Origin of the sequence: Flavobacterium sp. DG1-102-2, assembly GCF_033042555.1 — a bacterium.
GTDB lineage: Bacteria > Bacteroidota > Bacteroidia > Flavobacteriales > Flavobacteriaceae > Flavobacterium.
Window position 1 is genome coordinate 111371 of the sequence record NZ_JAWLIK010000012.1, and the last position, 26702, is coordinate 138072.

The 26702-nt window shown below is 39.6% G+C and carries 28 protein-coding genes; 18 read left to right on the top strand and 10 right to left on the bottom strand.

Annotated features, from left to right (window positions below; genetic code table 11):
- The first annotated feature begins 52 nt into the window (after window positions 1–52).
- On the top strand, window positions 53–2452 hold the full coding sequence (locus R1T16_RS15815) for an outer membrane beta-barrel family protein (protein ID WP_317502095.1): 2400 nt from the start codon (window positions 53–55) through the stop codon (window positions 2450–2452).
- Window positions 2453–2614: 162 nt separating this feature from the next.
- Here R1T16_RS15815 and R1T16_RS15820 read toward each other — a convergent pair whose 3' ends face one another.
- On the bottom strand, window positions 2615–3118 hold the full coding sequence (locus tag R1T16_RS15820; RefSeq protein ID WP_317502096.1) for a murein L,D-transpeptidase family protein: 504 nt from the start codon (window positions 3116–3118) through the stop codon (window positions 2615–2617).
- 215 nt (window positions 3119–3333) lie between these two features.
- A complete protein-coding gene (locus tag R1T16_RS15825) occupies window positions 3334–4347 on the bottom strand; it encodes a beta-ketoacyl-ACP synthase III (RefSeq protein WP_317502097.1) in 1014 nt (337 codons plus the stop codon).
- A gap of 180 nt (window positions 4348–4527) precedes the next feature.
- On the opposite strand from R1T16_RS15825, the gene R1T16_RS15830 reads away from it, so the two are divergent.
- On the top strand, window positions 4528–6942 hold the full coding sequence (locus R1T16_RS15830) for a prolyl oligopeptidase family serine peptidase (protein WP_317502098.1): 2415 nt from the start codon (window positions 4528–4530) through the stop codon (window positions 6940–6942).
- An 83-nt stretch (window positions 6943–7025) separates the two neighbouring features.
- Here the strand turns inward: R1T16_RS15830 and R1T16_RS15835 are convergent, their stop codons facing one another.
- Window positions 7026–7985: an ABC transporter ATP-binding protein gene (locus R1T16_RS15835; RefSeq protein ID WP_317502099.1), complete on the bottom strand. Its 960-nt coding sequence runs from the start codon at window positions 7983–7985 to the stop codon at window positions 7026–7028.
- Window positions 7986–8409: 424 nt separating this feature from the next.
- On the opposite strand from R1T16_RS15835, the gene R1T16_RS15840 reads away from it, so the two are divergent.
- Window positions 8410–9027: an outer membrane beta-barrel protein gene (locus R1T16_RS15840; protein WP_317502100.1), complete on the top strand. Its 618-nt coding sequence runs from the start codon at window positions 8410–8412 to the stop codon at window positions 9025–9027.
- Window positions 9028–9063: 36 nt separating this feature from the next.
- Here R1T16_RS15840 and R1T16_RS15845 read toward each other — a convergent pair whose 3' ends face one another.
- From R1T16_RS15845 to R1T16_RS15860, 4 genes are all read right to left on the bottom strand, one after another.
- On the bottom strand, window positions 9064–9942 hold the full coding sequence (locus R1T16_RS15845) for an alpha/beta hydrolase (protein WP_317502101.1): 879 nt from the start codon (window positions 9940–9942) through the stop codon (window positions 9064–9066).
- Between the two features lie 37 nt (window positions 9943–9979).
- The gene (locus R1T16_RS15850) at window positions 9980–10540 is read right to left on the bottom strand and encodes a TetR/AcrR family transcriptional regulator (RefSeq protein WP_317502102.1); all 561 of its coding nucleotides are present in this window, start codon (window positions 10538–10540) and stop codon (window positions 9980–9982) included.
- Window positions 10541–10647: 107 nt separating this feature from the next.
- Entirely contained in the window at window positions 10648–11346 is a 699-nt protein-coding gene (locus R1T16_RS15855; RefSeq protein WP_317502103.1) for an OmpA family protein, read from the bottom strand.
- Window positions 11347–11372: 26 nt separating this feature from the next.
- Window positions 11373–11825, bottom strand: coding sequence for a lipocalin family protein (locus tag R1T16_RS15860; protein ID WP_317502104.1), 453 nt, complete (start codon window positions 11823–11825; stop codon window positions 11373–11375).
- 362 nt (window positions 11826–12187) lie between these two features.
- Between R1T16_RS15860 and htpG the strand changes: the two genes are divergently transcribed.
- Entirely contained in the window at window positions 12188–14068 is a 1881-nt protein-coding gene (gene htpG / locus R1T16_RS15865; RefSeq protein ID WP_317502105.1) for a molecular chaperone HtpG, read from the top strand.
- A gap of 100 nt (window positions 14069–14168) precedes the next feature.
- Window positions 14169–14948 (top strand): Fic family protein, encoded by a 780-nt coding sequence (locus tag R1T16_RS15870; protein WP_317502106.1) that lies wholly within the window; start codon window positions 14169–14171, stop codon window positions 14946–14948.
- A 48-nt stretch (window positions 14949–14996) separates the two neighbouring features.
- On the opposite strand, the gene R1T16_RS15875 is transcribed toward R1T16_RS15870, so the two are convergent.
- Window positions 14997–15533, bottom strand: coding sequence for a pyridoxamine 5'-phosphate oxidase family protein (locus R1T16_RS15875; RefSeq protein ID WP_317502107.1), 537 nt, complete (start codon window positions 15531–15533; stop codon window positions 14997–14999).
- 157 nt (window positions 15534–15690) lie between these two features.
- Here R1T16_RS15875 and R1T16_RS15880 point away from each other — a divergent pair, with 157 nt between their 5' ends.
- A complete protein-coding gene (locus tag R1T16_RS15880; RefSeq protein ID WP_317502108.1) occupies window positions 15691–16098 on the top strand; it encodes a DUF2721 domain-containing protein in 408 nt (135 codons plus the stop codon).
- Between the two features lie 50 nt (window positions 16099–16148).
- Here R1T16_RS15880 and R1T16_RS15885 read toward each other — a convergent pair whose 3' ends face one another.
- Together R1T16_RS15885 and R1T16_RS15890 are read right to left on the bottom strand one after the other, a co-directional pair.
- Window positions 16149–16751 (bottom strand): murein L,D-transpeptidase catalytic domain-containing protein, encoded by a 603-nt coding sequence (locus tag R1T16_RS15885; RefSeq protein ID WP_317502109.1) that lies wholly within the window; start codon window positions 16749–16751, stop codon window positions 16149–16151.
- 115 nt (window positions 16752–16866) lie between these two features.
- On the bottom strand, window positions 16867–17823 hold the full coding sequence (locus tag R1T16_RS15890) for a hypothetical protein (RefSeq protein ID WP_317502110.1): 957 nt from the start codon (window positions 17821–17823) through the stop codon (window positions 16867–16869).
- 45 nt (window positions 17824–17868) lie between these two features.
- Here R1T16_RS15890 and R1T16_RS15895 point away from each other — a divergent pair, with 45 nt between their 5' ends.
- The 12 genes from R1T16_RS15895 (at window position 17869) to R1T16_RS15950 (ending at window position 26476) form a co-directional block, all read left to right on the top strand.
- Window positions 17869–18222 (top strand): DoxX family protein, encoded by a 354-nt coding sequence (locus tag R1T16_RS15895; protein WP_317502111.1) that lies wholly within the window; start codon window positions 17869–17871, stop codon window positions 18220–18222.
- Window positions 18223–18428: 206 nt separating this feature from the next.
- Window positions 18429–18701, top strand: a complete 273-nt coding sequence (locus R1T16_RS15900; protein ID WP_317502112.1) for a TIGR03643 family protein — start codon at window positions 18429–18431, stop codon at window positions 18699–18701.
- A 130-nt stretch (window positions 18702–18831) separates the two neighbouring features.
- Window positions 18832–19113 (top strand): DUF2089 family protein, encoded by a 282-nt coding sequence (locus R1T16_RS15905; RefSeq protein WP_317502113.1) that lies wholly within the window; start codon window positions 18832–18834, stop codon window positions 19111–19113.
- Between the two features lie 16 nt (window positions 19114–19129).
- On the top strand, window positions 19130–19708 hold the full coding sequence (locus R1T16_RS15910; RefSeq protein WP_317502114.1) for a YIP1 family protein: 579 nt from the start codon (window positions 19130–19132) through the stop codon (window positions 19706–19708).
- A gap of 6 nt (window positions 19709–19714) precedes the next feature.
- Window positions 19715–21106, top strand: coding sequence for an alpha/beta hydrolase family protein (locus R1T16_RS15915; protein WP_317502115.1), 1392 nt, complete (start codon window positions 19715–19717; stop codon window positions 21104–21106).
- Between the two features lie 4 nt (window positions 21107–21110).
- Window positions 21111–21419, top strand: coding sequence for a DUF3784 domain-containing protein (locus tag R1T16_RS15920; RefSeq protein ID WP_317502116.1), 309 nt, complete (start codon window positions 21111–21113; stop codon window positions 21417–21419).
- 85 nt (window positions 21420–21504) lie between these two features.
- Window positions 21505–23337, top strand: a complete 1833-nt coding sequence (locus R1T16_RS15925; RefSeq protein ID WP_317502117.1) for a peptidase M61 — start codon at window positions 21505–21507, stop codon at window positions 23335–23337.
- Window positions 23338–23382: 45 nt separating this feature from the next.
- Complete coding sequence (locus tag R1T16_RS15930) at window positions 23383–23706, top strand: hypothetical protein (protein WP_317502118.1); 324 nt, start codon at window positions 23383–23385, stop codon at window positions 23704–23706.
- Window positions 23707–23856: 150 nt separating this feature from the next.
- On the top strand, window positions 23857–24585 hold the full coding sequence (locus R1T16_RS15935) for a DUF4369 domain-containing protein (protein ID WP_317502119.1): 729 nt from the start codon (window positions 23857–23859) through the stop codon (window positions 24583–24585).
- A 27-nt stretch (window positions 24586–24612) separates the two neighbouring features.
- A complete protein-coding gene (locus R1T16_RS15940) occupies window positions 24613–25326 on the top strand; it encodes a hypothetical protein (protein ID WP_317502120.1) in 714 nt (237 codons plus the stop codon).
- 65 nt (window positions 25327–25391) lie between these two features.
- Window positions 25392–25973 carry a hypothetical protein gene (locus R1T16_RS15945; RefSeq protein WP_317502121.1) on the top strand — a complete coding sequence of 194 codons (582 nt, stop codon included), beginning with the start codon at window positions 25392–25394 and terminating at the stop codon, window positions 25971–25973.
- A gap of 185 nt (window positions 25974–26158) precedes the next feature.
- Complete coding sequence (locus R1T16_RS15950; RefSeq protein ID WP_317502122.1) at window positions 26159–26476, top strand: hypothetical protein; 318 nt, start codon at window positions 26159–26161, stop codon at window positions 26474–26476.
- The last annotated feature ends 226 nt before the right edge of the window (window positions 26477–26702 follow it).

Sequence of the window (26702 nt, forward strand, 5' to 3'; positions counted from 1 at the left end):
TTCTTTTTTTTATGCTGTTTTATCTGCCAATCATCAATCAAATCAAATCGACATGAAATTGAAGTTTTTGTGCATGCTCCTGCTCGGGAGCATCATGACTATGACTGCCCAAAACCCGGGCAGCATTACAGGAAAAGTAATCGACGCTACAACTAAAGAGGCACTACCTTATGTTAGTATTGTAGTGAAAGAAAATGGTACCGTAGTAGGCGGTGGAATTACAGAAGATAACGGAACCTTTGCCGTAAAAAATCTTCCCCTTAAAACATACAGTATAGAAGTGCAGTTCATGGGTTACAAAACCCAAACATTACCTGCTGCCCTGAGCGAATCTCAAAGAACACTGAGCCTTGGCACAGTATCTATTAAAGAAGAAGCTACAACACTTGATGAAGTAAGCATTGTAAAAGAGGTAAGCACTATAGAACAGAAACTTGACCGTAAGGTTATTACTGTAGGGCGAGACCTTACCACGGCCGGTGGCACAGCGTCTGAGATCATGAACAACATACCATCTGTAAACGTAGATCAGGATGGCAATATCTCTCTTCGCGGCAATACCAATGTAAGGGTATTGGTAGACGGCAGGCCTACAAACCTTGACCCTGCACAGCTATTAAAACAAATACCTTCTACCTCTATAAAAAAGATTGAACTTATTACCAATCCAAGCGCGAAGTACAATCCTGAAGGGATGAGCGGTATAATAAATATCGTACTGCATAAAAATGCTAACGATGGTTTTAACGGAAGCTTTAATGCCGGACTTACTTTTGGTGAAACGCCTAAAGTGAACAATTCTATAGACATGAACTACCGCACAGGTAAAGTGAACTTCTTTGGAACTGCCGGAAGCAATTCAGGTAAGTATTTTAACGGAGGCTATGTAAATCGTCTTGACATAGACTCTAAACAGCTTATTGATGTTGTAAACGATAACGAAAGTGTACTTGGTAAATTTGGTATCGATTATTATATCAACGATAGCAACACACTATCTGTTTACACCAACCAAAATTATGGTTCAGGTAAGGCCACCATAGGCACTGACATTAAATATGGCCCTGAAGAAAATATGCCAAATATCAACCAGTTTTCTAAACTGGACAGCGACAACCACAATAACTCATATAACTTAGCCTTTAAGCATAAGTTTGAAAAAGAGGGACATACACTTGATTTTGAAGGGAACTACAACGACTCTAAAGACACACAACATGTTGACTATGCAACCACTACTGCAAACGAACTAAGGCTTTACAATGACGATGTTATAGACAAACGCCAGAATGCAACCTTTAACCTTGATTACATCAATCCGCTGGACGACAAGTCGACGTTAGAGCTTGGTGCAGAGGCCAGGCTTATACGCTCTGACAACAACTATAATTCTACAAATACCCAGATTCCGGAAGATCAAAGAAATGTAGGCTATACGTACGATCAGGATATTTATTCGGCGTATGCAACTTTCGGGCAAAAGTTTGAGAAATTCAGCTATCAGCTTGGTGCTCGTTTTGAAAGCTATAAAGTGAATGCCAACTATAATGGCGCATCTGCTTTTAAAGACGATTATATCACAGTTTATCCGTCGGCATATTTAACATACAGCCTTAACGATAAGAACACGCTTCAGTTAAGCTACAGTCGTCGTGTAGACAGGCCAAGCCTTGACCAGACAAAGCCTATCAGGGAATTTGCAACGCCGCTTGTAACTTCTTTAGGTAACCCTGAGCTTAAGCCGCAGTTTACAAATTCAGTTGAGTTTAACTACACTAAAATGTTCGGTCAGGGATCTTCTATAACAGGAGGTGTTTTCTACAGGCTGATAAACGACGAGATAAGCAGGGTTTTATATCCTAACGAAAGCACCGAAAACACACAGGACCAGATAATGAGCTACGCTAACTTTAATCATAACAATGCTTTTGGTTTTGAGGTATCTGCAAATTATAAAATACTTAAATGGTGGGATATCCAGCCGGCAATCGATTTTTCGAGCATATCACAAAAAGGTGTGGTTAACATTGAGCAGACTGATGGAAGCTTTATAACTGAAGTAAAAAGCATTACAGCCAACGCCTTTAATGCAAGGCTAAACAGTAACTTTAAGGTAAACAACCGCTTTAGCCTTAACCTGTTTGGCTTTTACAGGGGGGCGGTAAACGGAGTTCAGAACGACTCAAGAGATATGTACAAAATAGACAGTGGTGCACGATACACACTGCTTGACAATAAAATGACACTTAGCGTTCGTTTCAGCGATATGTTCAAGACCATGCGTTATGGCTTTGACTCAAGAAACCCATTCCCTCAGGAAGGTGAATTCAGGTGGGAAAGCCGTACCGTATATGTGGGCATCAACTATATGTTTGGCGGTGGCAAGAACAGGGCTATGCAGCGCAAACAGCGTGATGACAATACAAAACAAGGCAGCGGCGGAATGTTTTAAATATCGCTGCTGCAAACAGATTAATATGATCTCCATATTAAATTAGGTTTAGGTTAGTAAAAACCCCGGGAGTTGCGCCCGGGGTTTTGTTTTTTTATGCAGCCCCCTACCCCAAAGGGGGAATAAGCCAAAAAATATGGAAACTGCGACTGCGACTTAAAACTATTTTAGAATAACTATCTCCGCATCTTTCTTAACTGCCACATATAGCTCATCAGCCTCATCATTGGTTACGGCGATGCATCCGTTAGTCCAGTCTTTCATGCGGTGGAATTTTCCAATGTATCCGCGATCATTTCGAAGTCCGTGAATCTTGATATCACCTCCGGGAGATTTTTCCAGTTTTGCCGCATGGACTTTATCGGCTTCATTAGGATAAGAAACACCTAAGTTTTTATAGTAACCGCTACGCGGGTTTCTGGCATTGATAGTGTAACGGCCTTCAGGTGTTTTTTTATCGCCTTCAAACTCTTTATGCCCTATTGGATTTTTACCCAATGCGATATTGTACGTCTTAATTACTGTGTTTCCGGAATAAGCCTCCATTACCCTTTTTGCTTTATGCACGACGAGTTTATCTATAATCACGTCTTTCGGCAACGGCTTGTCCGGATACCAATACCAGACAATTGCTATTACAGGTAAGAGGAACAATATCCAAAGCATATATTTTCTTGTAGTTTTGAGTTGTTGAAGATTAAATTTTATATTTCAAAAATATAAATAAAACATACCCTAACCTCTCTGTAGAAGGGAAAGCTTCACTCAAACGCCAAAAAAATTCCACTTTCTAATCGTAACGACTAAAAAGTGGAACCTATATTTACTAAGCGATGGCCAACTTTACAACTTTACAATTGTTAAGACTTAGACTAAAAGGACTACCATTTAATAATGGCACTTCCCCATGTAAACCCTGAACCAAAGGCAGCAAGTACTACTGTGTCCCCTTCTTTTATTTTGCCCTGTTCCCACGCTTCAGTAAGTGCAATAGGAATAGATGCTGCCGTCGTATTACCGTATTTCATTATGTTGTTGTGCACCTGGTCATCTGTAAGTCCAAATTTCTGCTGAATAAATTGCGAGATCCTTAAGTTAGCCTGGTGAGGAATAAGCATATCAATATCGCTCACTTCAAGATTATTGGCTTTAAGCCCTTCGTTTATCACTTCGCTAAAACGCACAACTGCATTTTTGAACACAAACTGGCCGTTCATGTATGGATAGTAGCTTTCATCATTAGGATCCGCGTCAGCAATAATATCTGTCACCCAGCGCTTGCCCATACCCGGCGCAATAAGAGAAAGCTCTTCGGCATGCTGCCCTTCAGAATGCAGATGGGTAGAAAGTATACCTTTAGTCGTATCTTCTTCACGGGTAAGCACTGCTGCTCCTGCTCCGTCTCCAAAAATCACCGAAACACCACGGCCTCTCGTAGTCATGTCGAGACCTGTAGAATGCAGCTCTGAACCTATGATAAGTATGTTTTTGTACATACCGGTTTTAATGAACTGATCGGCTACCGAAAGTGCATAGATAAAACCAGAACACTGGTTACGCACATCAAGAGCACCTACGGTCTTTTTCATACCAAGGTCGCGTTGTACAAGTACTCCGGGCCCAGGAAAATAGTAATCAGGGCTAAGGGTTGCAAACACTATAAAATCGATATCTTCTTTATCTATGTTAGCACGCTCTATGGCAATTTTAGCTGCCTTTACGCCCATAGTGGTTGTAGTGTCGCCATGGCCTTTTATAACGTGCCTTCTTTCTTTAATACCTGTACGCTCCTGTATCCACTCATCGTTAGTTTCCATGATCTTGGAAAGATCATCATTTGTAACAACATTCTGGGGAACGTAATAGCCTAAGCCTGAAATTTTTGAATGATACATGTATTGATTATTTTGTTAAAAATCAGACTGTAAAAATAAACATTCCTTAAAAGTAAAATGCAAAGCACCTTTAATTTTTAACTTATTGTATTTTTTTGGCGGTTTTAAAATTATAAATCGAATTTATTGTAACATAGCGGTTTCAAAACATACATATACGTAAACCAAAGCTCAACACTTATGAAAATACTTTTTACCTCGCTGCTTTTTTTACTTGCAGGACTTAACCTCAGGGCACAGGAAAATGTTACCTATCAACAACCACCTGCCGAAATCGTGGAGCTGGTAGATGTACAAAGGGCACCATCGGTATTTATGGACAGCAAACACAGCTTTATGCTGCTAATGTACCGCAACGCCTATAGATCTATTGCCGATCTCTCTGAAACCGAATTGAAGCTGGGCGGGCTGCGCATTAATCCTAAAACAAATATTTCCAGTACCGCAACCTACACAAACAACCTGAAATATAAAAAACTAAGGGATAAAGATGCCGTTCAGGTGAAAGGCCTTCCGCAAAACCCAAAGCTGTCGGGCTTTGCCTGGTCGCCGGACGAAACTAAAATTGCTTTTACCCATACCACCGAAACAGGTGTTGAAGCATGGGTTCTTGACATTGCTTTGCTGGAAGCAAAAAAACTGACCGATGCCACTGTTAATGCAAATATGGGCAGTGCCATAACATGGTTCAGGGACGGGAAGTCACTACTTATAAAAATGCTCCCTGCCAACAGGCCCGCGCTTGTAAACACTACTGATGCCGTACCTTCGGGTCCCACTGTTACAGTTAGCGATGGTACTAAGGCACAAAACAGGACCTATCAGGATTTGCTAAAAAATAAAAATGACGAAGCTAATTTTGAAACCCTTACCTCATCTGAACTGCAAAAGGTTATCCTGAACGGGCAAAAATCGGTATGGGCGCCTGCCGCCATGTATTCGGGAGTGAGCTTTTCGCCCGATGGCAGCTATGCACTGGTAACGACACTGCAAAAACCATTCTCATACATTGTTACACTGGATCGTTTCCCTACCAAAAGTGTTATTTGTGACACTAACGGAAAGGCACTTACAACATTTAACGAAAAACCGCTTGTAGAAGATATGCCTAAAGGTTTTATGTCTACCGAAAAAGGAAAGCGAAGCATAAACTGGAGGGCAGACAAACCCGCCACGCTTGTTTGGGCAGAAGCGCTTGATGGCGGCGACCCTGCTATAGAAGTACCTTATCGTGACGAGGTATTTGAACTGGCTGCTCCCTTTACCGGCAGCCCAAGAAGTATGGTAAAAACCATTAACCGCTATAGCGGCATTACATGGGGTAACGACAATACTGCTGTGCTAAGTGACAACTGGTGGAACACGCGTAATGTAAAACGTTATATTTTTAACCCTGCAGATGCAGCACAAAAACCGGAGGTTATTTTTGATTACAACTACCAGGATGTTTACAGCGACCCCGGAGATTTTGATACAAAAAGAAATCAGTATGGGCGTTACGTGCTTAACCTTCAAGGAAACAACGCCTACCTTACAGGAGATGGTTTTACAGCTAAAGGGCAGTTTCCCTTCATTGACCAGTTTGACCTGAAGACCAAAAAGAAAACCAGGTTATACCAGTCTAAGTACACTGATAAAAAAGAAACCATCAATAGTATACTTGATATCAAAAAGGGCGAAGTGCTTGTACAGTTTGAAGCCAGCAGCCAATACCCAAACTACTATATCAACAACATAAAAAAACAGAAGCCCTTACAGGTTACATTTTTCGAGAATCCGTTTAAAAAAATTGAGAAGGTAAGCAAGGAACTTATAAAATATAAAAGGGCGGATGGCCTTGAGCTTACAGGTACGCTTTACCTGCCTGCGGGGTATGATAAAGCTAAAAAAGAGAAGCTGCCAATGATCATGTGGGCTTATCCTGCCGAATTTAAAGATAAAAGCAGTGCATCACAGAGCACTACAAACCCAAACGATTTTACATATCCTAATTATGGGTCGCCCGTATACTGGGTTACAAGAGGCTACGCTATCTTAGATGACGCTTCGTTTCCTATAGTTGGCGAAGGTAAAGAAGAACCTAACGACACATTTATACCACAGCTTGTTGCCGATGCAAAAGCTGCTATAGACGCTGTAGATGCCCTTGGGTATATAGACAGGAAACGCGTAGCCGTAGGAGGCCACTCGTATGGTGCCTTTATGACTGCGAACCTGCTTACCCATTCTGACCTTTTTGCGGCGGGTATAGCCCGAAGCGGTGCCTACAACAGGACACTGACACCTTTCGGTTTCCAGAGCGAGGAGAGAAACTATTGGGATGCCCCTGAAATTTACAATACGATGTCGCCATTTATGCACGCCGATAAAATGAAAACACCTTTATTGCTTATACATGGTGAAGCCGATAACAATTCGGGTACCTTCCCGATGCAGAGTGAACGTTATTTTAATGCGCTTAAAGGTTTTGGCGCACCAACCCGTTTGGTACTATTACCAAAGGAAAGCCATGGGTACAGTGCAAAAGAAAGCATACTACACCTCTTATGGGAACAGGACCAATGGCTTGAAAAATATGTAAAAAACAGGAAATAGTTTTACCGCGTCCCAAAAAAATACCCGCTGCAATAGCGGGTATTTTTTTATTTATACGAAACTTAAAACTGTAAACTCAGAGATTATCCAAAAGCTTCCCTGTCTACTGCAAGAGTTATCTCTTCGTTTACCTCAAGTTCTTTTTGGTTTTCAAAAAAGATAACCTGTTTGTTTAATGCCGATTTTACCAGGTATCGGTTACCTTTAAAATAACATTGCTTAACGGTTACTCTTAGCGGACCGCCCTCTGTTATCTTCAACTGGTGCGGATAGATAAGCACCGTTTCTTCCGGGTTTTGCGTAAGTGTAAGCAGTTCAAGCTTTATCTCGTTTACTTCCCCAAACAATGATGCTGTATATTTATCGCGCGGATGATAGTATATTTCTTTAGAAGGTGCCTTATCCAACATAACCCCTTGTTTGACAACTATAGTTTCATCGGCAAAAGAAAGAGCATCGGTACTATCGTGGGTTGCCACAATGACCGTTACTCCTTTTTGCTTAAGGTAGGCAAACAGGTTACGCCTCAAAGCATTTTTCCTAAAGTTGTCAATATGGCTAAAAGGCTCATCGAGCAATAACACCTGAGGTTCTAGCGCCAGTACTTTTGCAAGGGCTATACGCTGCTGCTGGCCTCCGCTAAGGTATTTTGCCTTAACATCGGCAAAGCCGTCCATTTCTACGATCTGGAGCAGTTCGTGAATGCGTCGTTGTTTTTCTTCAGGATAAAAATTAGAAAGAAAACTGCCTACGTTTTCGGCAGCAGTAACAAAAGGCATAAGGTCAAAATCCTGTGCAAGGTACTTCATGTACGGCATACCCGGAATAAGGTTATGTTTAGGACCGGTCACAACTTCACCCTTATAGGTTATTTCTCCTTCATTAAGATCATATAAGCCGTAAATAAGCTTAAGCAGCGTACTTTTTCCGCACCCGCTCTCGCCAATGACAGCAATGTTCTGGCCTGTTTTTACTGTAAAATTTATATTGTGGAGAATTATCTTATCGGTGTACCCGAATGATATGTTCTTAACTGCAAGCATCTATAATTTATTATTATGCAAAAATATTCAATTACTAAATAACAAAGGCATTGCTTAACAAATAATAAACCTAAATAATCTGTTACCGCATTTAAAGTGTTCTGTTAAACAGGCAGAGATAACGCTTTCTTAAATTTTAATATTCTTTTAACTATTTCCCGTTCAATATAAATTAACATAATTCGTTGTAGAATTATCACCTATACTCAAAAAACTTTTATTGGCAAAGGTTAACTATTAAAGGCGCTTCCCCATAAGAAAAGCGCCTTTACCAACCTAACCAATAATAAACATCCCTTACTATATACATGCTGCTTTTTAAGCCGCAGCACTTTAAGCAAGCTGATATTTAGATATACGTAACTGTCAGCACTATGGATCTTGTATTTGTATAATTTAACAGTAGGGGCTCTGCCTGATATTTATGAAAAAAACAATCACATTTTTAGCATTGGCGCTGTCTATGCAGGCTTTTTCCCAAATGTCTGTAAACCGCAACCGATTTAACCAATTTTCTTTTGAGGCAGATTACGGACTTACCTACACACGGAACCCTAACCAAACCGACTATAAACACATAGGCGTGGGCTTTAGGTATATGGTTAACGAGTACTGGGGTGTAAAGGTAGATTATGCACACGATAAGATAGAAGATACCGGAAAACGTGGTACCGGAAGCCTTTATGACAGGGGTTCTGTCCAGGCGGTATACAACCTCGGGCGCTGTCTAAACTTTAGAGACCTGACCAATGGTACTGTTGGACTGCTGCTGCATAGCGGAGTGGGTTATTCAAGGCTTGACCCTTACGAGAACAAAAGATACGATAACATTGGAAATTTTATAATAGGCGGAACGGCCCAGGTTTACATAAACGACTCGTTTGCTTTGAGAGGAGATCTTTCGGGAATACTGAACTTCAGGCAGCACGTACGTTTTGACAGTTCGCCGATAGGTGAAAGCTACACAGGAAAAATGATGACAGCTACAATAGGTATCACCTACTATTTTGGAAGAAACAAAAACAGATCAGACTGGTGGTAATGCAAAAAAGGCTCTCGCAAATTGCGAGAGCCTTTTTTATGCTAAAAAAACTTTTATAGCTTGTATAACCTGTAATGGATTTTCTTCCATCACAAAATGGCTACTATTTTCGATTTCTGTAATTGTAACTGAATCTGAAAAAGGGGAAAGGAAATAGCCCAGCATTTGACAGCCAGTTTTACTTCCTATAGCAGCCACAGGAATATTTATCTTGTCATACATTTTTACGTCTTCTATATCCTGAACAAAGGACTGGTACCATCCATTACTTGCACGTATGTTGTCTTTTTTATTATAATGATGCGCATAGACAAGCCTATCAAAGTCATTTATCGCATCCCTATCTATAAGGAGGGAATTAAACACCCATTCCTGCAATATTGCATACCTGCCTTCAAGTAACGCCTCAGGCAACTCTTTTACCTGGTTGAAAGCTACCCACCACGGATAAACCGGCATACCAACGGGAAGCATAGGGAGCTTATACATATTTTGGTCGGGATGCGGAGTATCAAGCATAATCAGTTTAGCGGTTTGCTCAGGATGATTTGCTGCAAAGCTAAATGCTACAGCTGCTCCTATGTCGTGACCTGCGACAGTTATTTTACTATAGCCAATAACTTTAATTAGATCAGATAGATCTTTAGCCATATTCTTTTTATCATAACCTCCTTCCGGGGTTGAGCTACTGCCCATCCCCCTTATATCTACCGCTATTACATGATATTTTTCTGAAAGCGCAGGCATTAGTTTATGATAAGCCCACCATGTTTGTGGCCACCCCGGCAAAAGCACTAAAGGCTCCCCTTTACCTGATTCAACATAATGGAGTGTTATGCCATTAACCTCAACATAATGATTAGAAAAACCCGGCAATAATTTTACCAATTCTTCATCTGATACTAACTGACTCATACTATTTTGATTGATTACTACTTATTCACGACTGCCTTTATGCTTTTTTTATACCTATTCCGTTACTAAACGAAAACCACGCAAAACGCCTCGCATCATTTTTGGCTATATCTCCGTTATCCACTGCAAGTATCGCCACATCGGCAATACTTCCAAAAAAATTAAATATCCAAGCTATAGACAACTGCCTGCTTATAATGTTTTGTCCCTGCAATTCCATTATAATGTTGAACCATTTGGATTTAATATCATCATTCTTAAAATCATTATTTCCTTCTGATTCGGAATACGAACTTCGTTCATAGAACTTTTTTACAAATACAGAATTGCTTCCGGTATCTATCACTGCATAAAGCATAGCTTCGAGTTTTTTCAGGATGTCATCTGTGGAAGAATAAGCTTTAACCATGGCAGCATTGCAAATAGCCATCGTTGTCTCTTTACAGACATCGAGCAGCTGATCTTTACCTGTAAAATACCTATGAAGGGTTCGTCGACTTACGCCAGCAAGTTGCGCAACATCTTCTAGATTAAAAGATGTATTCTTATTGAACAATACTATCGCCGCACTGATTATTTTTTCCTTCGATTTTATCATGTCGTAAATATAGTAAATTTGACACAAAAAAGTGCCAAATAATTTTAGGCACAAAAAAAGGCTCTCGCAAATTGCGAGAGCCTTTTTTAAATTATATCAGTAAATGATTATTTCTTAGCAGCTTCTTTTTCTGCGTCCTGAACCATTTTCTCATTAGCAGTAATGGCAAACTCTACACGTCTGTTTTTTGCCATACCATCTTTAGTAGCGTTATCAGCTAAAGGTTCAGCAGGGCCCATACCTTTAGTTACAAAACGTCCGCCTTTAAGTCCTTTGCTTGCAAGATAAGTTTTTACAGATGCAGCCCTTTGCTCAGAAAGTTTCTGGTTTAGATCAGCTCCACCTGAACTGTCAGTATGTCCTACGATAAGGATATCTGTATCAGGATATTCATTGAACACAGGAACAAGCCTGTCAAGGTTAGTTTTTGCTTTTGCAGTAAGTGTCGCTTTACCCAGGTCAAAGTTTACTGAGTTTTCACCCAATACTAGTTTGATACCTTCACCTTCCCTTACAACTTCAGCACCAGGAAGTGCTTCGTCAATTTTTTGTGCCTGTTTGTCCATCCTGTTACCGATAACACCACCGGCAGCACCACCTACAACACCACCAATGATAGCGCCAAGTGCAGTATTACCACCTTTACCTACGTTGTTACCAAGAACACCGCCCAGTACAGCTCCCGATGCAGCACCAATAGCAACACCTCTTTGTGTATTGTTGGTATTTTTTACTGCCTCACAAGATGTGAAACCTAAACTTGCAATCATTGCAAGTGTAAGCATATAAATTTTTGCCTTTTTCATGATTAATTATTATTTGTGTTTATTGATTATACTTTAGAAAAATGGTAAACAACTTCTACAGTTTTACCGCCTACGCTTACATTGTCTGTAAGTTCAAAAGATGTTTCAGTCTGATTCCTAAGTTTTAGGAAGTAGCCCTGTGAAACTCTTTTAGCTTTTTCGCCTTCAGTTATTTTTAATGTAAAATCGCCTGCCTTGGTAACAGTCCATACGATTGGGCTGCTAAAAGAAGGGCAGCTTCCGCTTCCGCCTACATTCATTGTACCTTTATTGTTGTTAGAAACAAAGTTCCAGCTGCTGCCTACAAAACATTTTGAGTCGGCAACATCAAACGATGTTACTTTAATATAATCAGAACCCGGGTAAGTAACTTCGCTTATAGTCCAGTTTCCTTTAATACCCACCTGGGATTTTTGGTCTAGTGATCCGCAAGATGCCAGTATCATGACAAACATGCTTAAAAAAAGAAATTTTTTCATAGTGTTAATGAGGTTTTAAAGGGTTTTATCTGTTGTAATTTTGTACTATAAAAGTAGTAAATATGCAGGCTACTTTACAACATCCGTACCATTTTTTTAATAAGAATTAATTTAATAAATTGTAAGCCGTATTAAACTGAATACTACGCAAATACCCGTAAACAAAGTAACATCATCAACAATCAAATTTTTCGAAGGAGTGCTATTAATCTTTTCTTAAAGCAGATTTTCTTTAACATAAGAACTCACATTTACGACAATCCGAACATGAAAAAACAAATGCCAATTTGTCACCGAAACAGAATTGGTATCTTATTTGACTGCGTTTGAACCGAACTAATCTTCTTAAAACACTTATAACTATGACAACAGGAAAAATTAATGTTTCGGTAGAGAACATATTTCCCTTAATCAAGAAATTCTTATACAGCGATCATGAGATCTTTTTACGTGAATTGGTTTCCAATGCCACCGATGCTACACTGAAGCTGAAACACCTTACAGGTATTGGCGAAGCTAAAGTAGAATATGGCAGCCCGGTTATCGAGGTTAAAATTGATAAAGAAGGCAAAAAATTGCACATTATAGATCAGGGTATCGGTATGACTGGCGAAGAGGTTGAAAAATACATCAACCAGGTAGCATTTTCGGGTGCTGAAGAATTCCTTGAAAAATATAAGGACTCTGCTAAAGATTCGGGCATCATTGGCCACTTTGGCCTTGGTTTCTATTCTGCATTTATGGTGGCAGAAAAAGTTGAGATCATCACTAAATCATACAAAGATGAGCCGGCAGTACACTGGACCTGCGATGGCAGCCCTGAGTTTACACTTGAGCCGTCTGACAAAACCGACAGAGGTTCTGAAATAATCCTGCACATTGCAGAAGATTCTCTTGAGTTTCTTGAAGACAACAAAATAGGCGGACTTCTTAGTAAATACAATAAATTCATGCCTGTGCCTATCAAATTTGGTACACGTACAGAAACGCTTCCTAAACCGGAAGATGCCCCTGAAGATTTTGTTGCCGAAACTGTAGAGGTTGATAACATCATCAACAACCCTAACCCAGCGTGGACAAAACAACCGTCTGATCTTTCTGAAGAAGATTACAAAACATTTTATCACGAACTGTATCCTATGCAGTTTGAGGAGCCGTTATTCAACATACACCTTAATGTAGATTATCCTTTTAACCTTACAGGTATTTTATACTTCCCTAAACTTGCAGGAGACCTTCAGGTGCAGAAAGACAAGATACAGCTATACCAGAACCAGGTATTTGTTACCGATAACGTAGAGGGCATCGTACCAGAATTCCTTACCATGCTTCGTGGTGTGATTGATTCTCCGGATATCCCGCTTAACGTATCGCGTTCGTACCTTCAGGCAGACGGCGCAGTTAAGAAGATATCTAACTACATTACCCGTAAGGTTGCCGATAAACTGAAATCATTGTTTACCGAAAACCGTGAGGATTTTGAGCAAAAATGGAATGATATTAAAATCGTACTTGAATACGGTATGCTTAGCGAACCCAAGTTTTACGAAAAAGCAGGATCGTTTGTATTGTACCCAACAGTAGATGGCAAATTCTTTACAATTGAAGAGCTTAAAGAAAAACTTGCTGCTACGCAAACTGATAAAGACGGTAAGCTGGTAGTGTTGTATACGTCTAACAAAGATGCGCAGCATAGCTATATTGCCGCTGCACAGGATAAAGGGTATGAAGTACTGCTTCTTGACTCACCTATTGTATCGCACCTAATCCAGAAACTGGAGGCCGATAACGAGAACTTTACATTTGCTCGTGTAGATGCAGACCATATTGATAAGATCATCAAAAAAGACGAGCAGCAGATCTCTATGCTGAGCGACACTGAGCAAACAACGCTTAAAACTACTATTCAGGAATTCCTTCCTTCTTCTGGTTATTCTGTACAGGTTGAAGCTATGGACAGCAACGCATCGCCATTCATGATTACACAGCCTGAGTTTATGCGCCGTATGAAAGAAATGAGCGCAAGCGGTGCACAAGGTATGTTTGGCAATTTCCCGGATATGTATAATCTTGTAGTGAACAGTAACCACGAATTATCTTCAGCGATACTGAACAGCACCGATAAAACACATCAGGAAGCACTGGTAAAACAGGCACTTGACCTGGCAAAACTATCGCAAAACCTGCTGAAAGGCGAAGAGCTTACAGCGTTTGTAAAGCGTAGTTTTGAATTGATAAAATAAGACGTTTAGATTTTAGACGTTAGATAATAGACTTAAAACCTGCAGCTCCCGCTACAGGTTTTTTTGTTTATATTTATACCTTTGGTCAAGATTGAAGATTATGAGCCTATCCTTAAAAATAATTCCGACGCAATTACTTGAAGAATTCAAAGCAGCTGTTGACGATTCCGTCGAAAACAGTTTTGAAAAATTGCATGAAAGCAGTTTGAGTGTAGGTGATTTTAGTTTTTACACATCGGTTTCGGCTGTATTTTCTTCAAAGATCGAAGGCGAAGATATTGAGCTTGATTCTTACCTAAAGCATAAAACGCTGGGGGTACAGTACCAACCTGACTACACCCAAAAAATTGATGATCTCTACAACGCGTATGAATTTGCAAAAGTGAATGCAATTTCGGCAGATAGACTTATGCAGGCGCACACTCTTCTTACCAAAAATATCTTGCAACCGTCACAACAGGGTAAATTCCGCACCGGGAATATGTTTGTTATGACCAATGACGGAAGAATTGAATATGTAGCAACAGAACCGGATAAGGTAAGTGCAGAAATGGAAAAATTTTATACAGACCTGAATAGTTTGTTAGATGCTGAACTGGATTTTAAAGAAGTTTTCTTTTTTGCATCACTACTGCATTTGGTATTTGTAAAGATACACCCGCTTAACGATGGCAATGGCAGAACAGCACGCCTGCTGGAAAAATGGTTTTTAGCAGAAAAATTAGGCTATAAAGCCTGGTTCATAGAATCTGAAAGTAATTATTATGACAATCATCAAACCTATTACAACAACATACGACGATTAGGCTTAGAATATGATGATCTCGAATATACTAAGGCATTACCTTTTTTGTTAATGCTGCAATCGTCAGTAAAATAAAAAGCCACCCCTCTCAGGATGGCTTTTTCACTAACATACCACTAATCTTTAAGGTATTATATTTCCTTCTATCGAGTCGTCATAGGTTTCGCCTACCGCTGCTCCATAAAGTCGTTTTACCATCGCAACCGCCATATTGGTTTTTACATCCCAGTAATACCCTTGGGTTGGCGTTACTTTAAGCACTGTTATCCTTGGATCGTCTTTACCTTCGGTAAACCAGGTTTTCATCTGGGCATCCCATAGCTCGTCAATCTTTTGCTTATCGGTGCTTATGGTTGCTTTTCCGTAAATGGTTAGAAAGTCGCTGTATGACGACCCCTGAAATAAAAGCTGTACTGATGGATCGGCTTCAAGCTCCTTATTTTTGTGTGAGTCGTTTGCACTCAGAAACCAAAAGTTACCTTCATTGTCAATTTTTTCAGGTGCCATTGGCCTGGTCTGGAACGGCTGTCCGGTTTCAATTTTGGTGCAGAAAAAGCATCCCCCTGCTTTTTTAGCCAAATCTTTAATTTTATCAAGGGCTTCCTGACCGATGAGATTTTTAAAATTATCTTCTTTCTGTTGTTGATTGATAGAGTCCATAGTTAATTGTTTATTTGTTTGTATCCTAAAAGTAAACCAATTAGCGTTAGACAGTTGTTAGTACAATCCTAATTAACCTTAAAGTATCACAATATTCAAGATTATGTTCGGCGTTTCAAAAGTTTCATAACTTTACCTATCCAAAAACCATCATTAAATGAACCTCCCGATAGAAACCCCTGCCCTGCTCTTTTCGGCTACATCCCTTATATTGTTAGCCTACACCAACCGTTTCCTTACCATTGCCACCATAGTACGCGGACTTAAAGCCAACTACGAAGCCAACCAAACCAAAAGCATATTGCTTGAAATTGCCAACCTCAACAAAAGGCTGACACTTATCCGCCACATGCAAATGTATGGGGTGTTAAGCCTGTTCTTTTCGGTGTTTGCCATGGCATTGCTTTTTGGGGGCATAAAGGACTGGGGCGCTTATATTTTTGGCCTGAGCCTTTTACTACTTCTTGGCTCGCTTGCAGTTTCATTCTGGGAGATAAGCATTTCTGTAAAAGCGCTGCGCATACACCTTAACGACCTTATTGAAGAAGCGAAGACACATAGATAGTTTGGGATTTGGTTATATGAAGCCGCAAGCACAAATGAAACAAATGCACATCATTCAATAATCCAAAGTAATACAGGCTTTTCGGTTTTTTGTAGTTTTGCGTCCAGTTTTTCCATGAAGGCATCAGATACTGCAGGACACCCCCAGCTTAAGGGCGTGTATTTAGGATAAATCTCTGTATTAGCAACGGCTTCCCAGGAATGGAGTACCACTACCCTGTTTCGGGCATTGGCATTCGTAGGTTCAAGTCCGTCCAGCCAGTATTTTACCTTTATGCCCCACGAGCTGTAATCACGCTTACCTACCTTGTACTTACCGACAGACGAGCAGTGACTATCATTTTTGTTGCTGAATTTTACCTTTTCATATTTGGTATCGTTATTATCAAAGGCATCGCAGGCGCCGTGTGTAACAAGGTTGCTGTCGCTGACTTTCTTCTGGTTGAAGTCGTACACAAAAAAACGCTTCTTACCCGAATGAATACTAAGGTCTACCAGAAAATAATAATCCTGGCTATAGCCGTTCTTTTTACAAAAGGCAAGTGCTTCGGCATGTTTTGAGGTATAGACTTTAGGGGCAGTAAGCGGATCAGAATCAGCTGTATCATTACAGTTGATCAGGCCAAAAAGCAATAAAATGAGTGGACGAATCATATAGTATAGGCGTAGGGTTAAACCTATAACTATAAAAGTAGTTGAATATTATATTTGTTTGGTAATTTGTTTATTCGTGCTGTGTCGCTTCAAATGAGTACAGAATTACCAAAATCTATATTTTAGTAAGTATCCCGTGATAGCTATTACCCTCTGCAGTAGCGGTAAAATAGATATCGAACCCTTTAATTTTGTCTATAGTCACATTCATGACCGTACCCGGCTCCAGCTTAAATCCCGGAATGGACGACATGATAAGTGTATTTTCATATTCGCACTTGCTAACCCATTTCATTTGGGCTAGAGTTACGTACTTACCGCCTTTGTGCTCTTCAGTCCATACTTTATCATTTATTTTTACAAGCACATCGTCTCCTTCGCTGTCTTTATAAGTAAATGTGCCGCTGTGTAATAGTGTGCAATCATTTTTAGATGCAGGCTTTCTTATGGTTATCCAGTCAGATTGTGCAGTAAGCCTTGCAGGCAATGTAGCTTCACTCTCATTTTTATATGCGCCTACCCTGTTTTTATCGTTGGTCATAAAAACATAATTCCAGCCGTTCACATCATCAAAAATCTCTTCCCACTCCATCATTTGGTTTAGCTGAACTTTTACGTTAGGATACACAGGCAGCATATCTTTTATCGCCATTTTAGGATGGGTGTAAAGAAATGTCTGCAAATTTTTGTCGATAGCAGCGATACCGATGATAACATCGGAATTAAGTGCAGGCACAAGTGCCAACACCGGTTTACCTTTATAATTATAGATAAAAGCCTTGCCGCCGCCGTCAAAACCAAAATCAAGTGCTTCAGCGTCCTGCTGTGTAAAGTCGGTAAGGTAAGTTTCTGCTTTGGCAATCGTCATCCCTATTTTTACAGGTCCAAGTTTAGCTTTACCTATTGCAAATTTAGAGAAGTCGTATGCCTTTTCTTCTTTTGTTTCTTGTGCCTTTTTTTGCTCTGTGGTCTCCGCTGCCTCCTGCTCTTTGGTTTCTTTTTCTTTGGCACATGAAAGCACCGTCAGTAAACAGAATGCTGTAATTATATGGTAAAGGGTATTTTTTATCATGAAACAAAGATATAAAAGAATTAACTTTGGGTAAAACACTATCTTATGGCATTACCCTGGCATTTATATCTAATGGCTGCAATTTACATTTTTGCAGGCGTCAATCATTTCAGGATGCCAAGGCTGTATATAAAAATGATTCCGCCTTCGCTGCCATCCCCAAAAACTCTGAACACATTAAGCGGACTTGCCGAAATTGCATTTGGTATACTGCTTTGCATTCCTGCCACATCTGTTTATGGAGCATGGGGAATTATCGCGCTGCTCATCGCTGTATTTCCAGCTAACATATATATGTATACTAATGAAAATGCTGCCCTTGGACTGCCTAAATGGGTAAGGCTCATACGACTCCCCCTGCAATTGCTGTTTATTTACTGGGCTTATCGTTACACATAGACAGCAAATTATACTAAAACATCAACCATAACCTTGAACGATTTTCAATGATTTACGTATCAAATTAAAATTTTTCATCAAAACCATTAAATTTTTACAAAAAATCTAAAAACGAAGCTGGTCTTACATTTAATTGTTTTTTTTAGTAATATTGATTAACGAATCTTAAACATTTAAAACATTATCTGATTAAAGTTTTTCATCTGATGAAAAAAAGTAGCCGCAACGAATTGGAAAGGGAAGCGATAGACAGGATTGTAACGCTGGCCCAGGAGGAAAAAAAGCCTTTTGAAGAGATCAAAAAAGAATTTGGTTTATCTGAAAAGGAAGTGACAGAGATTATGCATAAGAGATTGTCTCCGGATGATTTTGAATTGTGGAAGAAAAAGGTGGCAGCCAGAAAGCCCAAGCCGAAACCGATGAACAGTTTTGAAGATGATGAACTGGATTCTAAATATTATATAAAGAACAAATTTTAAATAGTAGCTTCCGCTCAACGGAAGCTTTTTTTATGCATAAACTTAAATAAAAATAATATAAATTTTCACTTTATTTATTTGTTGTTTAATTTTATTAATATAAATTTGTGATAAATTAAACAAATCTACCATGCAGCATCATAAACTCCCCATTGCCTGTCCAAGCTGTTCCGGCTCACTGCACGTATCTCAGCTTACCTGCCCATCGTGCAGCACGCAGGTTTCAGGCAATTATCCGTTACCGGTGTTGCTAAGGCTACCCGCCGATGAACAGTCTTTTATACTTCAGTTTTTCTTATCGGGTGGCAGCCTGAAAGAAATGGCCTCGCAAACCGGCGTCAGCTACCCCACCATGAGAAACCGCGTGGATGACCTTATAGAAAAAATAAAACAACTTACACCAACAGAATAAACACCAGTTAACCAATATGAAAAAACTTCTATTCAACCCGTTTGAAAAATATGACGGACGCCCGATACTTGTTCTTGGCCTCTTGGCAACAGTCATAGGCAGTGCTTTGGGCTATGCTTTTAATGCCCGCTTTGATGGCGTTTTAGATATGCATTTTGTTGATAGTGCAAATTACGTTGAACCTTTTACTGACAATGTATTTAACATAGCAGCCCTGTTTGCTGCCCTTTATATTGCAGGATACATGATCAACAAAAAAACAAGGCCCATAGATATACTTGGAACTGTAATGCTGGCCCGGCTTCCCTTTTACTTTGACACCCTAACCAACATTAACGGGTACATGAACGAATTTGGAAAAAAAATACTGGAGGCAGGACCCAATCTACAAAATCTTGACCCTGTGGATCTTTGGTTGCCTGCACTGCTTGGATTGCTTACACTTCCGCTTTTAATATGGTATATCGCATTGCTATATAATGGTTTTAAGACCGCAACCAACTTAAAGACAACCCAGCATAAATGGTCGTTTGCACTTGCATTAATTGCCGCAGAAATACTATCTAAAATTACATTCTACCTTCTTTACTCATAAACACTCATGAAAAAAATCATTTTATTATTTGCAGTATTATTCAGCATCGCATCTTTTGCCCAGGATATCGCCGGAAAATGGCATGGAAGCCTTGTAGTGCCTGGAGGAAAACTGCGTTTGGTACTTAACATTTCTCAAGGCCTTAACGGCTATACTGCAACCATGGACAGCCCGGATCAGGGTGCTAAAGGTGTGGCCATAGATAAAGTTGACTTTACGGCAAACACCCTCACCTTCTCTATTGCATCGGGTGGCATAAGCTATAAAGGCACGTATGATAATGGTATCATAAAAGGAACTTTCACACAGGGCGAATATGTACTGCCATTGGAACTTAGCAAAAATGAATCACACGTGGCGCCGGCATTAAAACGTCCGCAGGAGCCTAAAGCACCATTCCCTTATTATACCGAAGAGGTAAGCTTTAAAAACACTAAAGCCGGTATCACCCTGGGCGGTACGCTTACGCTTCCTAAAAAAGAAGGTAATTACCCTATTGTAATCCTTATTACAGGCAGCGGAGCACAAGACCGTAATGAGGAGATATTTAGCCATAAGCCGTTCCTTGTTATTGCAGATCATCTTACGCGAAATGGTATCGGAGTACTGCGCTATGACGACAGGGGTGTTGGTAAATCGGGGGGCAATCCTGCAGATGCCACATCTGAAGATTTTGCATCAGATACACAGTCAGCATTTGACTATATCAAAACACGAAAAGAAGCCAATAAAAAGAAAATAGGCCTTATAGGCCACAGCGAGGGCGGCATGATCGCACAAATGCTTGCCGAAAAAAATGCTGATATTGCTTATATCGTTACCCTTGCAGGTCCGGGGATTCAGGGCAGCGAACTAATGGTATTGCAAAACTACCTTGTAGGCAAGGCTGACGGTATTCCCGAAAACGAACTTACGACAATGGGCAATACCCTGCGCAAGGCATATAATGTTATACTTACCGAAAACGATGAGGCTGCACGAAAAACAGCGGTATCTGAAATCTTTGAAAAAGAATTTGGACCTTTCTTTGAATCAAAAGGTGTACCTAAAGATGATATAGGCCGTGTGGTGTTAGGCCAGGTTGAACAGGTTACTTCGCCATGGTTTGTTTATTTTCTGAGATACAATCCTGCGCCTGTTATCCAAAAAATTAAATGCCCTGTGCTAGCTCTTAACGGTGAGAAAGATATACAGGTTGCTGCAAAGGCAAATCTTGATGGTATTAAAAGAGCAGCAGAGAAAAGCGGCAACAAAAAAGTGGTGACTAAAAGCTATCCTAACCTTAACCACTTATTTCAGGAGGCAGTTACGGGCAGCATACAGGAATATGAAACTATAGAGCAAACAATTTCGCCGATAGTGTTGAAAGATATAACCGAATGGTTAACCAAACAATAAAGATATGTATCTAATAGCTATCTTTTTTATCGTCATCGGTTTTGGGATAAAATATGCCAAAATGTATTTTCTTATTGCAGGCTACAACACCATGTCTGCCAAAGAGAAAGCAAACTATGACATCAAAGGAATAGCTTCGCTTCTTGGTACTGTAATGTTCAGCATGGCTGCCCTTATACTTATTGGCAGCCTGCTTAACTACTTATTCAACTGGCCTGAGGCAGAAGGTTATATCTTTTTCCCTACTCTGTTTATTGGCATTTTGCTTTTAATTATACGATCTAACTCAAAAAAGTATAGGATTAAGAGATAATCTTCAACATATTAAGATATTTTCTATCTTTATGCTGTAACAAAATCGCGCACTGCTCGACTTACATAGTATTAAGATACAAACTATGAAAAAATTTATCTGCACGCTTTCCTTTGTGCTAACCCTTAGCAGCACTGCTTTTGCCCAGGACGGTAAAGACATTAAAGTTGCTATAGACCTTAAAAATGTAAAAGACGACAAGGTTTCTGTTGTTATAAACACTCCGGTTTTTACTACCGAAACGACTACATTCTTTATTCCTAAAATTGTTCCGGGTACTTACTCTGAAGACAACTACGGAAAATATATTGAAGAGTTTAAGGCTTTTGACAAAAAAGGAAAAGAACTTAAGGTTACCAAACCAGATGATAACTCCTGGAAAATTGAAGGTGCCAAAAAACTTGCAAAGGTTACTTACCTTGTTAATGATACCTACGACATAGAAGGTACGCACGAGATTTTTTCTCCTGCAGGTACTAACATTGCAGCCGATAAAAACTTTGTACTGAATATACATGGTTTTGTGGGCTACTTTCAGGATATGGGAGAACTTCCTTACGAAGTTACTGTTACGCATCCATCATCACTTTGGGGAGCAACATCGCTGGTAGATACTAATGCAGGCAACGAGATTGATGTGTTTAAATCGCCGCGCTACCCAGACCTTGTGGACCACCCAATAATGTATTCTAAGCCCGACTACACTACGTTTACCGTAGATGGCATGGAAATCCTTATTGCTGTGTATTCGCCTAAAGGAAAGATAACCGCTAAAGACCTTACACCCGAAATGGAAAGGATGATGCGTGCCCAGAAGAAGTTTCTTGGCCCAATAAACAGCACAAAAAAATACAGCGTTCTTATTTACCTTACAGATGGTTCTAAAACAGATGCACACGGTTATGGTGCTTTAGAGCACACTACATCCACAACGGTAGTAATGCCGGAAGATTATCCGCTTGAGCAGCTGCTCTCTACACTTAAAGATGTGGTTTCTCATGAGTTCTTCCACATTGTAACACCTCTTAGCGTGCACTCAAAAGAGATTCATTTCTTTAATTACAACACGCCAAAAATGAGTGAGCACCTGTGGATGTACGAAGGTGTTACCGAATATTTTGCTAACCTGTTTCAGGTGAACCAAGGGCTTATTGACGAAGATGATTTCTTTAGAAGGATCGCCGAAAAAATTACGCAGTCAAGGCAGTTTGATGACACTATGGATTTTACCAATATGAGTAAAAACATATTGCAGCAGCCTTATAAAGAAGCGTATTATAATGTATATCTAAAAGGAGCACTTATCGCAATGTGCATAGACATTGAAATAAGGGAGAAAAGCAACGGTCAAAAAGGTATCCTTCATCTTATGCAGGACCTTTCTAAAGAATATGGCAGCAACAAACCGTTTAATGACGAAGACCTGTTTGCTACTATTACAAGATTAAGTTACCCATCGGTAGGTGAATTCCTTAAAACGTATGTAGCAGGCTCTACGCCTATTCCTTACGAAAATTATTTTGCTAAAATGGGTGTTACCAAAACAACACTGCAAACGCCTGGCAACCCATTGCTTAAAAATATGCAGGAGCCTTTAATCACTGTTAATCCTGCTACGAAGGAAATCGTTATCATACCGGGCATTGAACCGAATGTATTTATGACAACCCTGGGACTTAAAGGCGGCGATATTATAGCAGCAGTTAACGGAACTGCGTATAACCTTGACAACATTTATGACCTTATAGGTGCTACCGAAACATGGAAAGACGGTAACGACATTACTGTTACCTACAAACGTGAAGGAGCAGAAAAGACCGTAAAGGGCAAAATAAAACTACCGGTAGAAAACAGCGAAGGCTATCACGCTACAGGATCGGCAAAAGCTAAACTAAGGGAAGCATGGCTTAAAGGCTAACCTAAAAACCAACCAATCTATTACGCAACAAAAATTATTGACATTATGAAAAAAGTATTAACCTTACTGCTCCTTGTTGTTGGATCTGTGGCATTTGCCAATACAGACGATGCTCCGGCTCCGGCCTCAGAAAATCACGAGACAATGGGAGGTTCAAAAAAAACGATCTGCAAGGCACTAAAAACACAGGAAACTGCAAAAGCTGCCGCAGAATTTAAAGAAACTGAAAAAAAAGAAAAGGCACACAGGCCAACGGCTACTAATAAAGTATGCAGCACACCTGAGCGTTCTTCTTTTGGCATTAGCGGCTACTTTGCCGATTTTGTACACCGCAGTAACGTCAAGCTTGTAAATATGCTTCTCGATTAAAGAATGCATCGATAATAAATCTATAATGGCTCCTTTACGGGAGCTATTATATTTTTAGACCTATCCGCAATTTTCTTAAAACTGCCCTAACAAAAAGTATTTTATTTTCATTACTTTGCGGAAAATTTTTTAAACCGCTTTCTTACGTATATGAAAAAAATTATTCTTGCCCTTTTTGCGATAACACTGTTTGTTTCCTGTCAGAAAGAAGACCACGGCGATGCCAACCTGCACATTACCGGGAACGTTAAAGGCCTTAGACAAGGCAAGCTGTATATCCAGAAAGTTGTAGACACTGCGCTTGTTGCCGTAGATACTATCGTAATAAACGGAAAATCGGAGTTTGAAAGCTGGGTGAAAATAGATTCTCCTGAGATGCTGTACCTTTTCCTTGACAGGGGGCAGACCAACTCTGTAGACAATAACCTCCCTTTCTTTGCAGAACCGGGAGAAATGAAAATTGAAACATCTAACGATGAGTTCTTCTATAAAGCTAAAGTTACCGGTTCTAAGAACCAAAAGCTATATGAAGATTTCCTGAAGATAAAATCTAAATTCAGTAACCAGAACCTTGACCTTGTTGCAAAGAACATGGAGGCTACAAAAAACAGTAATGTTCAGCAGCTTGACAGCATCGCTAAAGCATCAGAACACCTTATAAAAAGACGGTACCTGTACACTGCAAACTTTGCGCTTAACAATGCTAAAAGCGAGGTGGCTCCTTATCTTGCGTTATCGGAAATTCCTGATATCAATCTGAGATACCTTGACACGATTCAAAAAAGCATGTCGCCTAAAGTGGCTAAATCGCTTTACGGTAAAATGCTTTCAAAATACATCGCCGACAGGAAAAAAGCAGAGACTGCCGAAGTTAAATAATCGGTTTTGAGCCTTAAAGGTTACAGTATGAAAAGTACCCTATTGATCATCCTTTCCCTTTTTGTATTTGCAGTTGCAAATGCACAGGAAAAAGATGGGCAAAACGCCATGTATGCTCCTTTTGAAACCATCATTACCGACCTTAATAACGACAGTATACCAGACACTATTGCTATCTCCATGCCTCCTGTTGAAGGAGATCCGGGGCAATTCAGGAAAATAAATATTTCTCTTGGTACTGCCGGAAGAAATACATTTACCGCTAAAGATGCGTGGGACGATATTGACACAACCTTTTTAAAGAACAATGCAAATGCAGTGAAGTCTAAACGGATATTTGTATATAAAGAAAATGACACATCGTATATAGTGCTTTTTGGCTTTACCTATGGTTCAGGAAGAGATGAGCTTGATGTTATTGCCGTGACAGGTAGTAAATTAATACAGCTGGCAAATGACAACATTCAAAACCCGATACAATTTGCAGATTTAGACAACGATGGTAAGGCTGAACTTATTTGCCGTAATGATTACGAAATTTTCAATACTGATAGAAAAACCAAAGGTGACATAGGTACTTACAGCCCTTATATGGTTTACAAATGCGAAAACGTACTCTACCTGGATAAAAAACTATCTGAAACATATAACAAACAGCATTATGTTTGGGCCGGTTATAAATATAACCAACATATAAAAGTGCTTTATCCCATAACAGGGAAACCACAAATAATGAAATAAAACGTACTACCCGCTTAGATAACTGAGCGGTTTTTTTTTAGATTTGATCAAGAAGATAACTTACTATGCAAAAACAAAAATCATATAGCTTAGCAGCTATAGCCTGTGTGGGTATTATTGGTTTTATGGCAACGCATTTCTTTGGTGGGATGATATTGTGGACCTTAAGTTATTGGTTTATTATTGTCCCTCTATTAATAATTTACATTATATCATTTTTCAGTGCTGTTGCAGATTTATTTGATGGCGGATATTATAAAAGCAGAATAAAAATAAACATGCACCTAATTACATTTGTTCTTATCATAGTGTTTAACCTTTATGATTCTGAACTATTCAAAAACAACAAAATACTTTCCGCGACGCTAAAGGATGACCTTTATCACTATACTTTGATCCTGAGAGAAGGTGGCAAATGCGAAACCCAATGTGCAGGCATGTTTGGGTATGAGGAATCCTTTAAGGGCAACTACAAATTTAAAGGCGACACTATCATATTTTCAAAAGTCCCATATGATAATGTTGGTTTCATTCCTGATACAATCTTATATGACAGAGAGCAAAAAGCCTTATTTATCGAGAAAGATCAAGAGAAAAAGTTCATTCGAGAAAAGAATTTTTTAAATCACTTTGAAATTGATAAATAATCTAAAAATCTCAAATTGAGTTTATATCTATGAATCCAAAGAAGAAAACGGCCGCCATACTATTTAATTCGCTTTATGCTATTGTACTTTTCCTGTTTTTTACGGACTAGTATACCTGTGTAGAAATCAAAAGCGAGCCATTAAAATCTTTTGCATATTGGGGATTACTGGCAGGAACTCCTTTAATGATAGCATCAAACGCTATTTTATTTCGAAAGGGCTTAAAAAAAGGTATAGCACTGACGATTCCTGCGCTTGTGGCTTTGTTTATCTATACTAAAGACCCAATGTTTATCCTTATTCGTAAAGGAAGGTGGAAAACTCAGTTTATTGCCTATCAGAATAAAAACTCTACAAACAGTACTATAGAATTCCAGATGAGAGACATAGGAGCTTTCGGTTATGCCAAGAGATATGTAAAAGCATACAGGTTGGCTTCTTTACTTATTATAGCAGAACAGGTGGATTTTGAATCTGAAAATAATACCGGATGGATTAAGTAGATAAAGAAGTTAATGAACTGGAGTTAAAATATCCCTGAAGAAACAGCAAGGTCCTATCCGCTATAATTCATCTGAAGTCGTCCTCTCTATATTGGAGACCGCTGGGCTAAAGACCAAAAAACACAAAAACCGCTTAATTACTTAAGCGGTTTTTTATTGAGCCGATAGAGGGACTCGAACCCACGACCTGCTGATTACAAATCAGCTGCTCTAGCCAGCTGAGCTA

What these genes read in the sequence shown, in the direction of transcription:
- R1T16_RS15815 (WP_317502095.1), top strand. Translation starts at nt 53, where the DNA reads ATGAAATTGAAGTTTTTGTGCATGCTCCTGCTCGGGAGCATCATGACT.
- R1T16_RS15820 (WP_317502096.1), bottom strand. Translation starts at nt 3,118, where the DNA reads ATGCTTTGGATATTGTTCCTCTTACCTGTAATAGCAATTGTCTGGTAT.
- R1T16_RS15825 (WP_317502097.1), bottom strand. Translation starts at nt 4,347, where the DNA reads ATGTATCATTCAAAAATTTCAGGCTTAGGCTATTACGTTCCCCAGAAT.
- R1T16_RS15830 (WP_317502098.1), top strand. Translation starts at nt 4,528, where the DNA reads ATGAAAATACTTTTTACCTCGCTGCTTTTTTTACTTGCAGGACTTAAC.
- R1T16_RS15835 (WP_317502099.1), bottom strand. Translation starts at nt 7,985, where the DNA reads ATGCTTGCAGTTAAGAACATATCATTCGGGTACACCGATAAGATAATT.
- R1T16_RS15840 (WP_317502100.1), top strand. Translation starts at nt 8,410, where the DNA reads ATGAAAAAAACAATCACATTTTTAGCATTGGCGCTGTCTATGCAGGCT.
- R1T16_RS15845 (WP_317502101.1), bottom strand. Translation starts at nt 9,942, where the DNA reads ATGAGTCAGTTAGTATCAGATGAAGAATTGGTAAAATTATTGCCGGGT.
- R1T16_RS15850 (WP_317502102.1), bottom strand. Translation starts at nt 10,540, where the DNA reads ATGATAAAATCGAAGGAAAAAATAATCAGTGCGGCGATAGTATTGTTC.
- R1T16_RS15855 (WP_317502103.1), bottom strand. Translation starts at nt 11,346, where the DNA reads ATGAAAAAGGCAAAAATTTATATGCTTACACTTGCAATGATTGCAAGT.
- R1T16_RS15860 (WP_317502104.1), bottom strand. Translation starts at nt 11,825, where the DNA reads ATGAAAAAATTTCTTTTTTTAAGCATGTTTGTCATGATACTGGCATCT.
- htpG (WP_317502105.1), top strand. Translation starts at nt 12,188, where the DNA reads ATGACAACAGGAAAAATTAATGTTTCGGTAGAGAACATATTTCCCTTA.
- R1T16_RS15870 (WP_317502106.1), top strand. Translation starts at nt 14,169, where the DNA reads ATGAGCCTATCCTTAAAAATAATTCCGACGCAATTACTTGAAGAATTC.
- R1T16_RS15875 (WP_317502107.1), bottom strand. Translation starts at nt 15,533, where the DNA reads ATGGACTCTATCAATCAACAACAGAAAGAAGATAATTTTAAAAATCTC.
- R1T16_RS15880 (WP_317502108.1), top strand. Translation starts at nt 15,691, where the DNA reads ATGAACCTCCCGATAGAAACCCCTGCCCTGCTCTTTTCGGCTACATCC.
- R1T16_RS15885 (WP_317502109.1), bottom strand. Translation starts at nt 16,751, where the DNA reads ATGATTCGTCCACTCATTTTATTGCTTTTTGGCCTGATCAACTGTAAT.
- R1T16_RS15890 (WP_317502110.1), bottom strand. Translation starts at nt 17,823, where the DNA reads ATGATAAAAAATACCCTTTACCATATAATTACAGCATTCTGTTTACTG.
- R1T16_RS15895 (WP_317502111.1), top strand. Translation starts at nt 17,869, where the DNA reads ATGGCATTACCCTGGCATTTATATCTAATGGCTGCAATTTACATTTTT.
- R1T16_RS15900 (WP_317502112.1), top strand. Translation starts at nt 18,429, where the DNA reads ATGAAAAAAAGTAGCCGCAACGAATTGGAAAGGGAAGCGATAGACAGG.
- R1T16_RS15905 (WP_317502113.1), top strand. Translation starts at nt 18,832, where the DNA reads ATGCAGCATCATAAACTCCCCATTGCCTGTCCAAGCTGTTCCGGCTCA.
- R1T16_RS15910 (WP_317502114.1), top strand. Translation starts at nt 19,130, where the DNA reads ATGAAAAAACTTCTATTCAACCCGTTTGAAAAATATGACGGACGCCCG.
- R1T16_RS15915 (WP_317502115.1), top strand. Translation starts at nt 19,715, where the DNA reads ATGAAAAAAATCATTTTATTATTTGCAGTATTATTCAGCATCGCATCT.
- R1T16_RS15920 (WP_317502116.1), top strand. Translation starts at nt 21,111, where the DNA reads ATGTATCTAATAGCTATCTTTTTTATCGTCATCGGTTTTGGGATAAAA.
- R1T16_RS15925 (WP_317502117.1), top strand. Translation starts at nt 21,505, where the DNA reads ATGAAAAAATTTATCTGCACGCTTTCCTTTGTGCTAACCCTTAGCAGC.
- R1T16_RS15930 (WP_317502118.1), top strand. Translation starts at nt 23,383, where the DNA reads ATGAAAAAAGTATTAACCTTACTGCTCCTTGTTGTTGGATCTGTGGCA.
- R1T16_RS15935 (WP_317502119.1), top strand. Translation starts at nt 23,857, where the DNA reads ATGAAAAAAATTATTCTTGCCCTTTTTGCGATAACACTGTTTGTTTCC.
- R1T16_RS15940 (WP_317502120.1), top strand. Translation starts at nt 24,613, where the DNA reads ATGAAAAGTACCCTATTGATCATCCTTTCCCTTTTTGTATTTGCAGTT.
- R1T16_RS15945 (WP_317502121.1), top strand. Translation starts at nt 25,392, where the DNA reads ATGCAAAAACAAAAATCATATAGCTTAGCAGCTATAGCCTGTGTGGGT.
- R1T16_RS15950 (WP_317502122.1), top strand. Translation starts at nt 26,159, where the DNA reads ATGATAGCATCAAACGCTATTTTATTTCGAAAGGGCTTAAAAAAAGGT.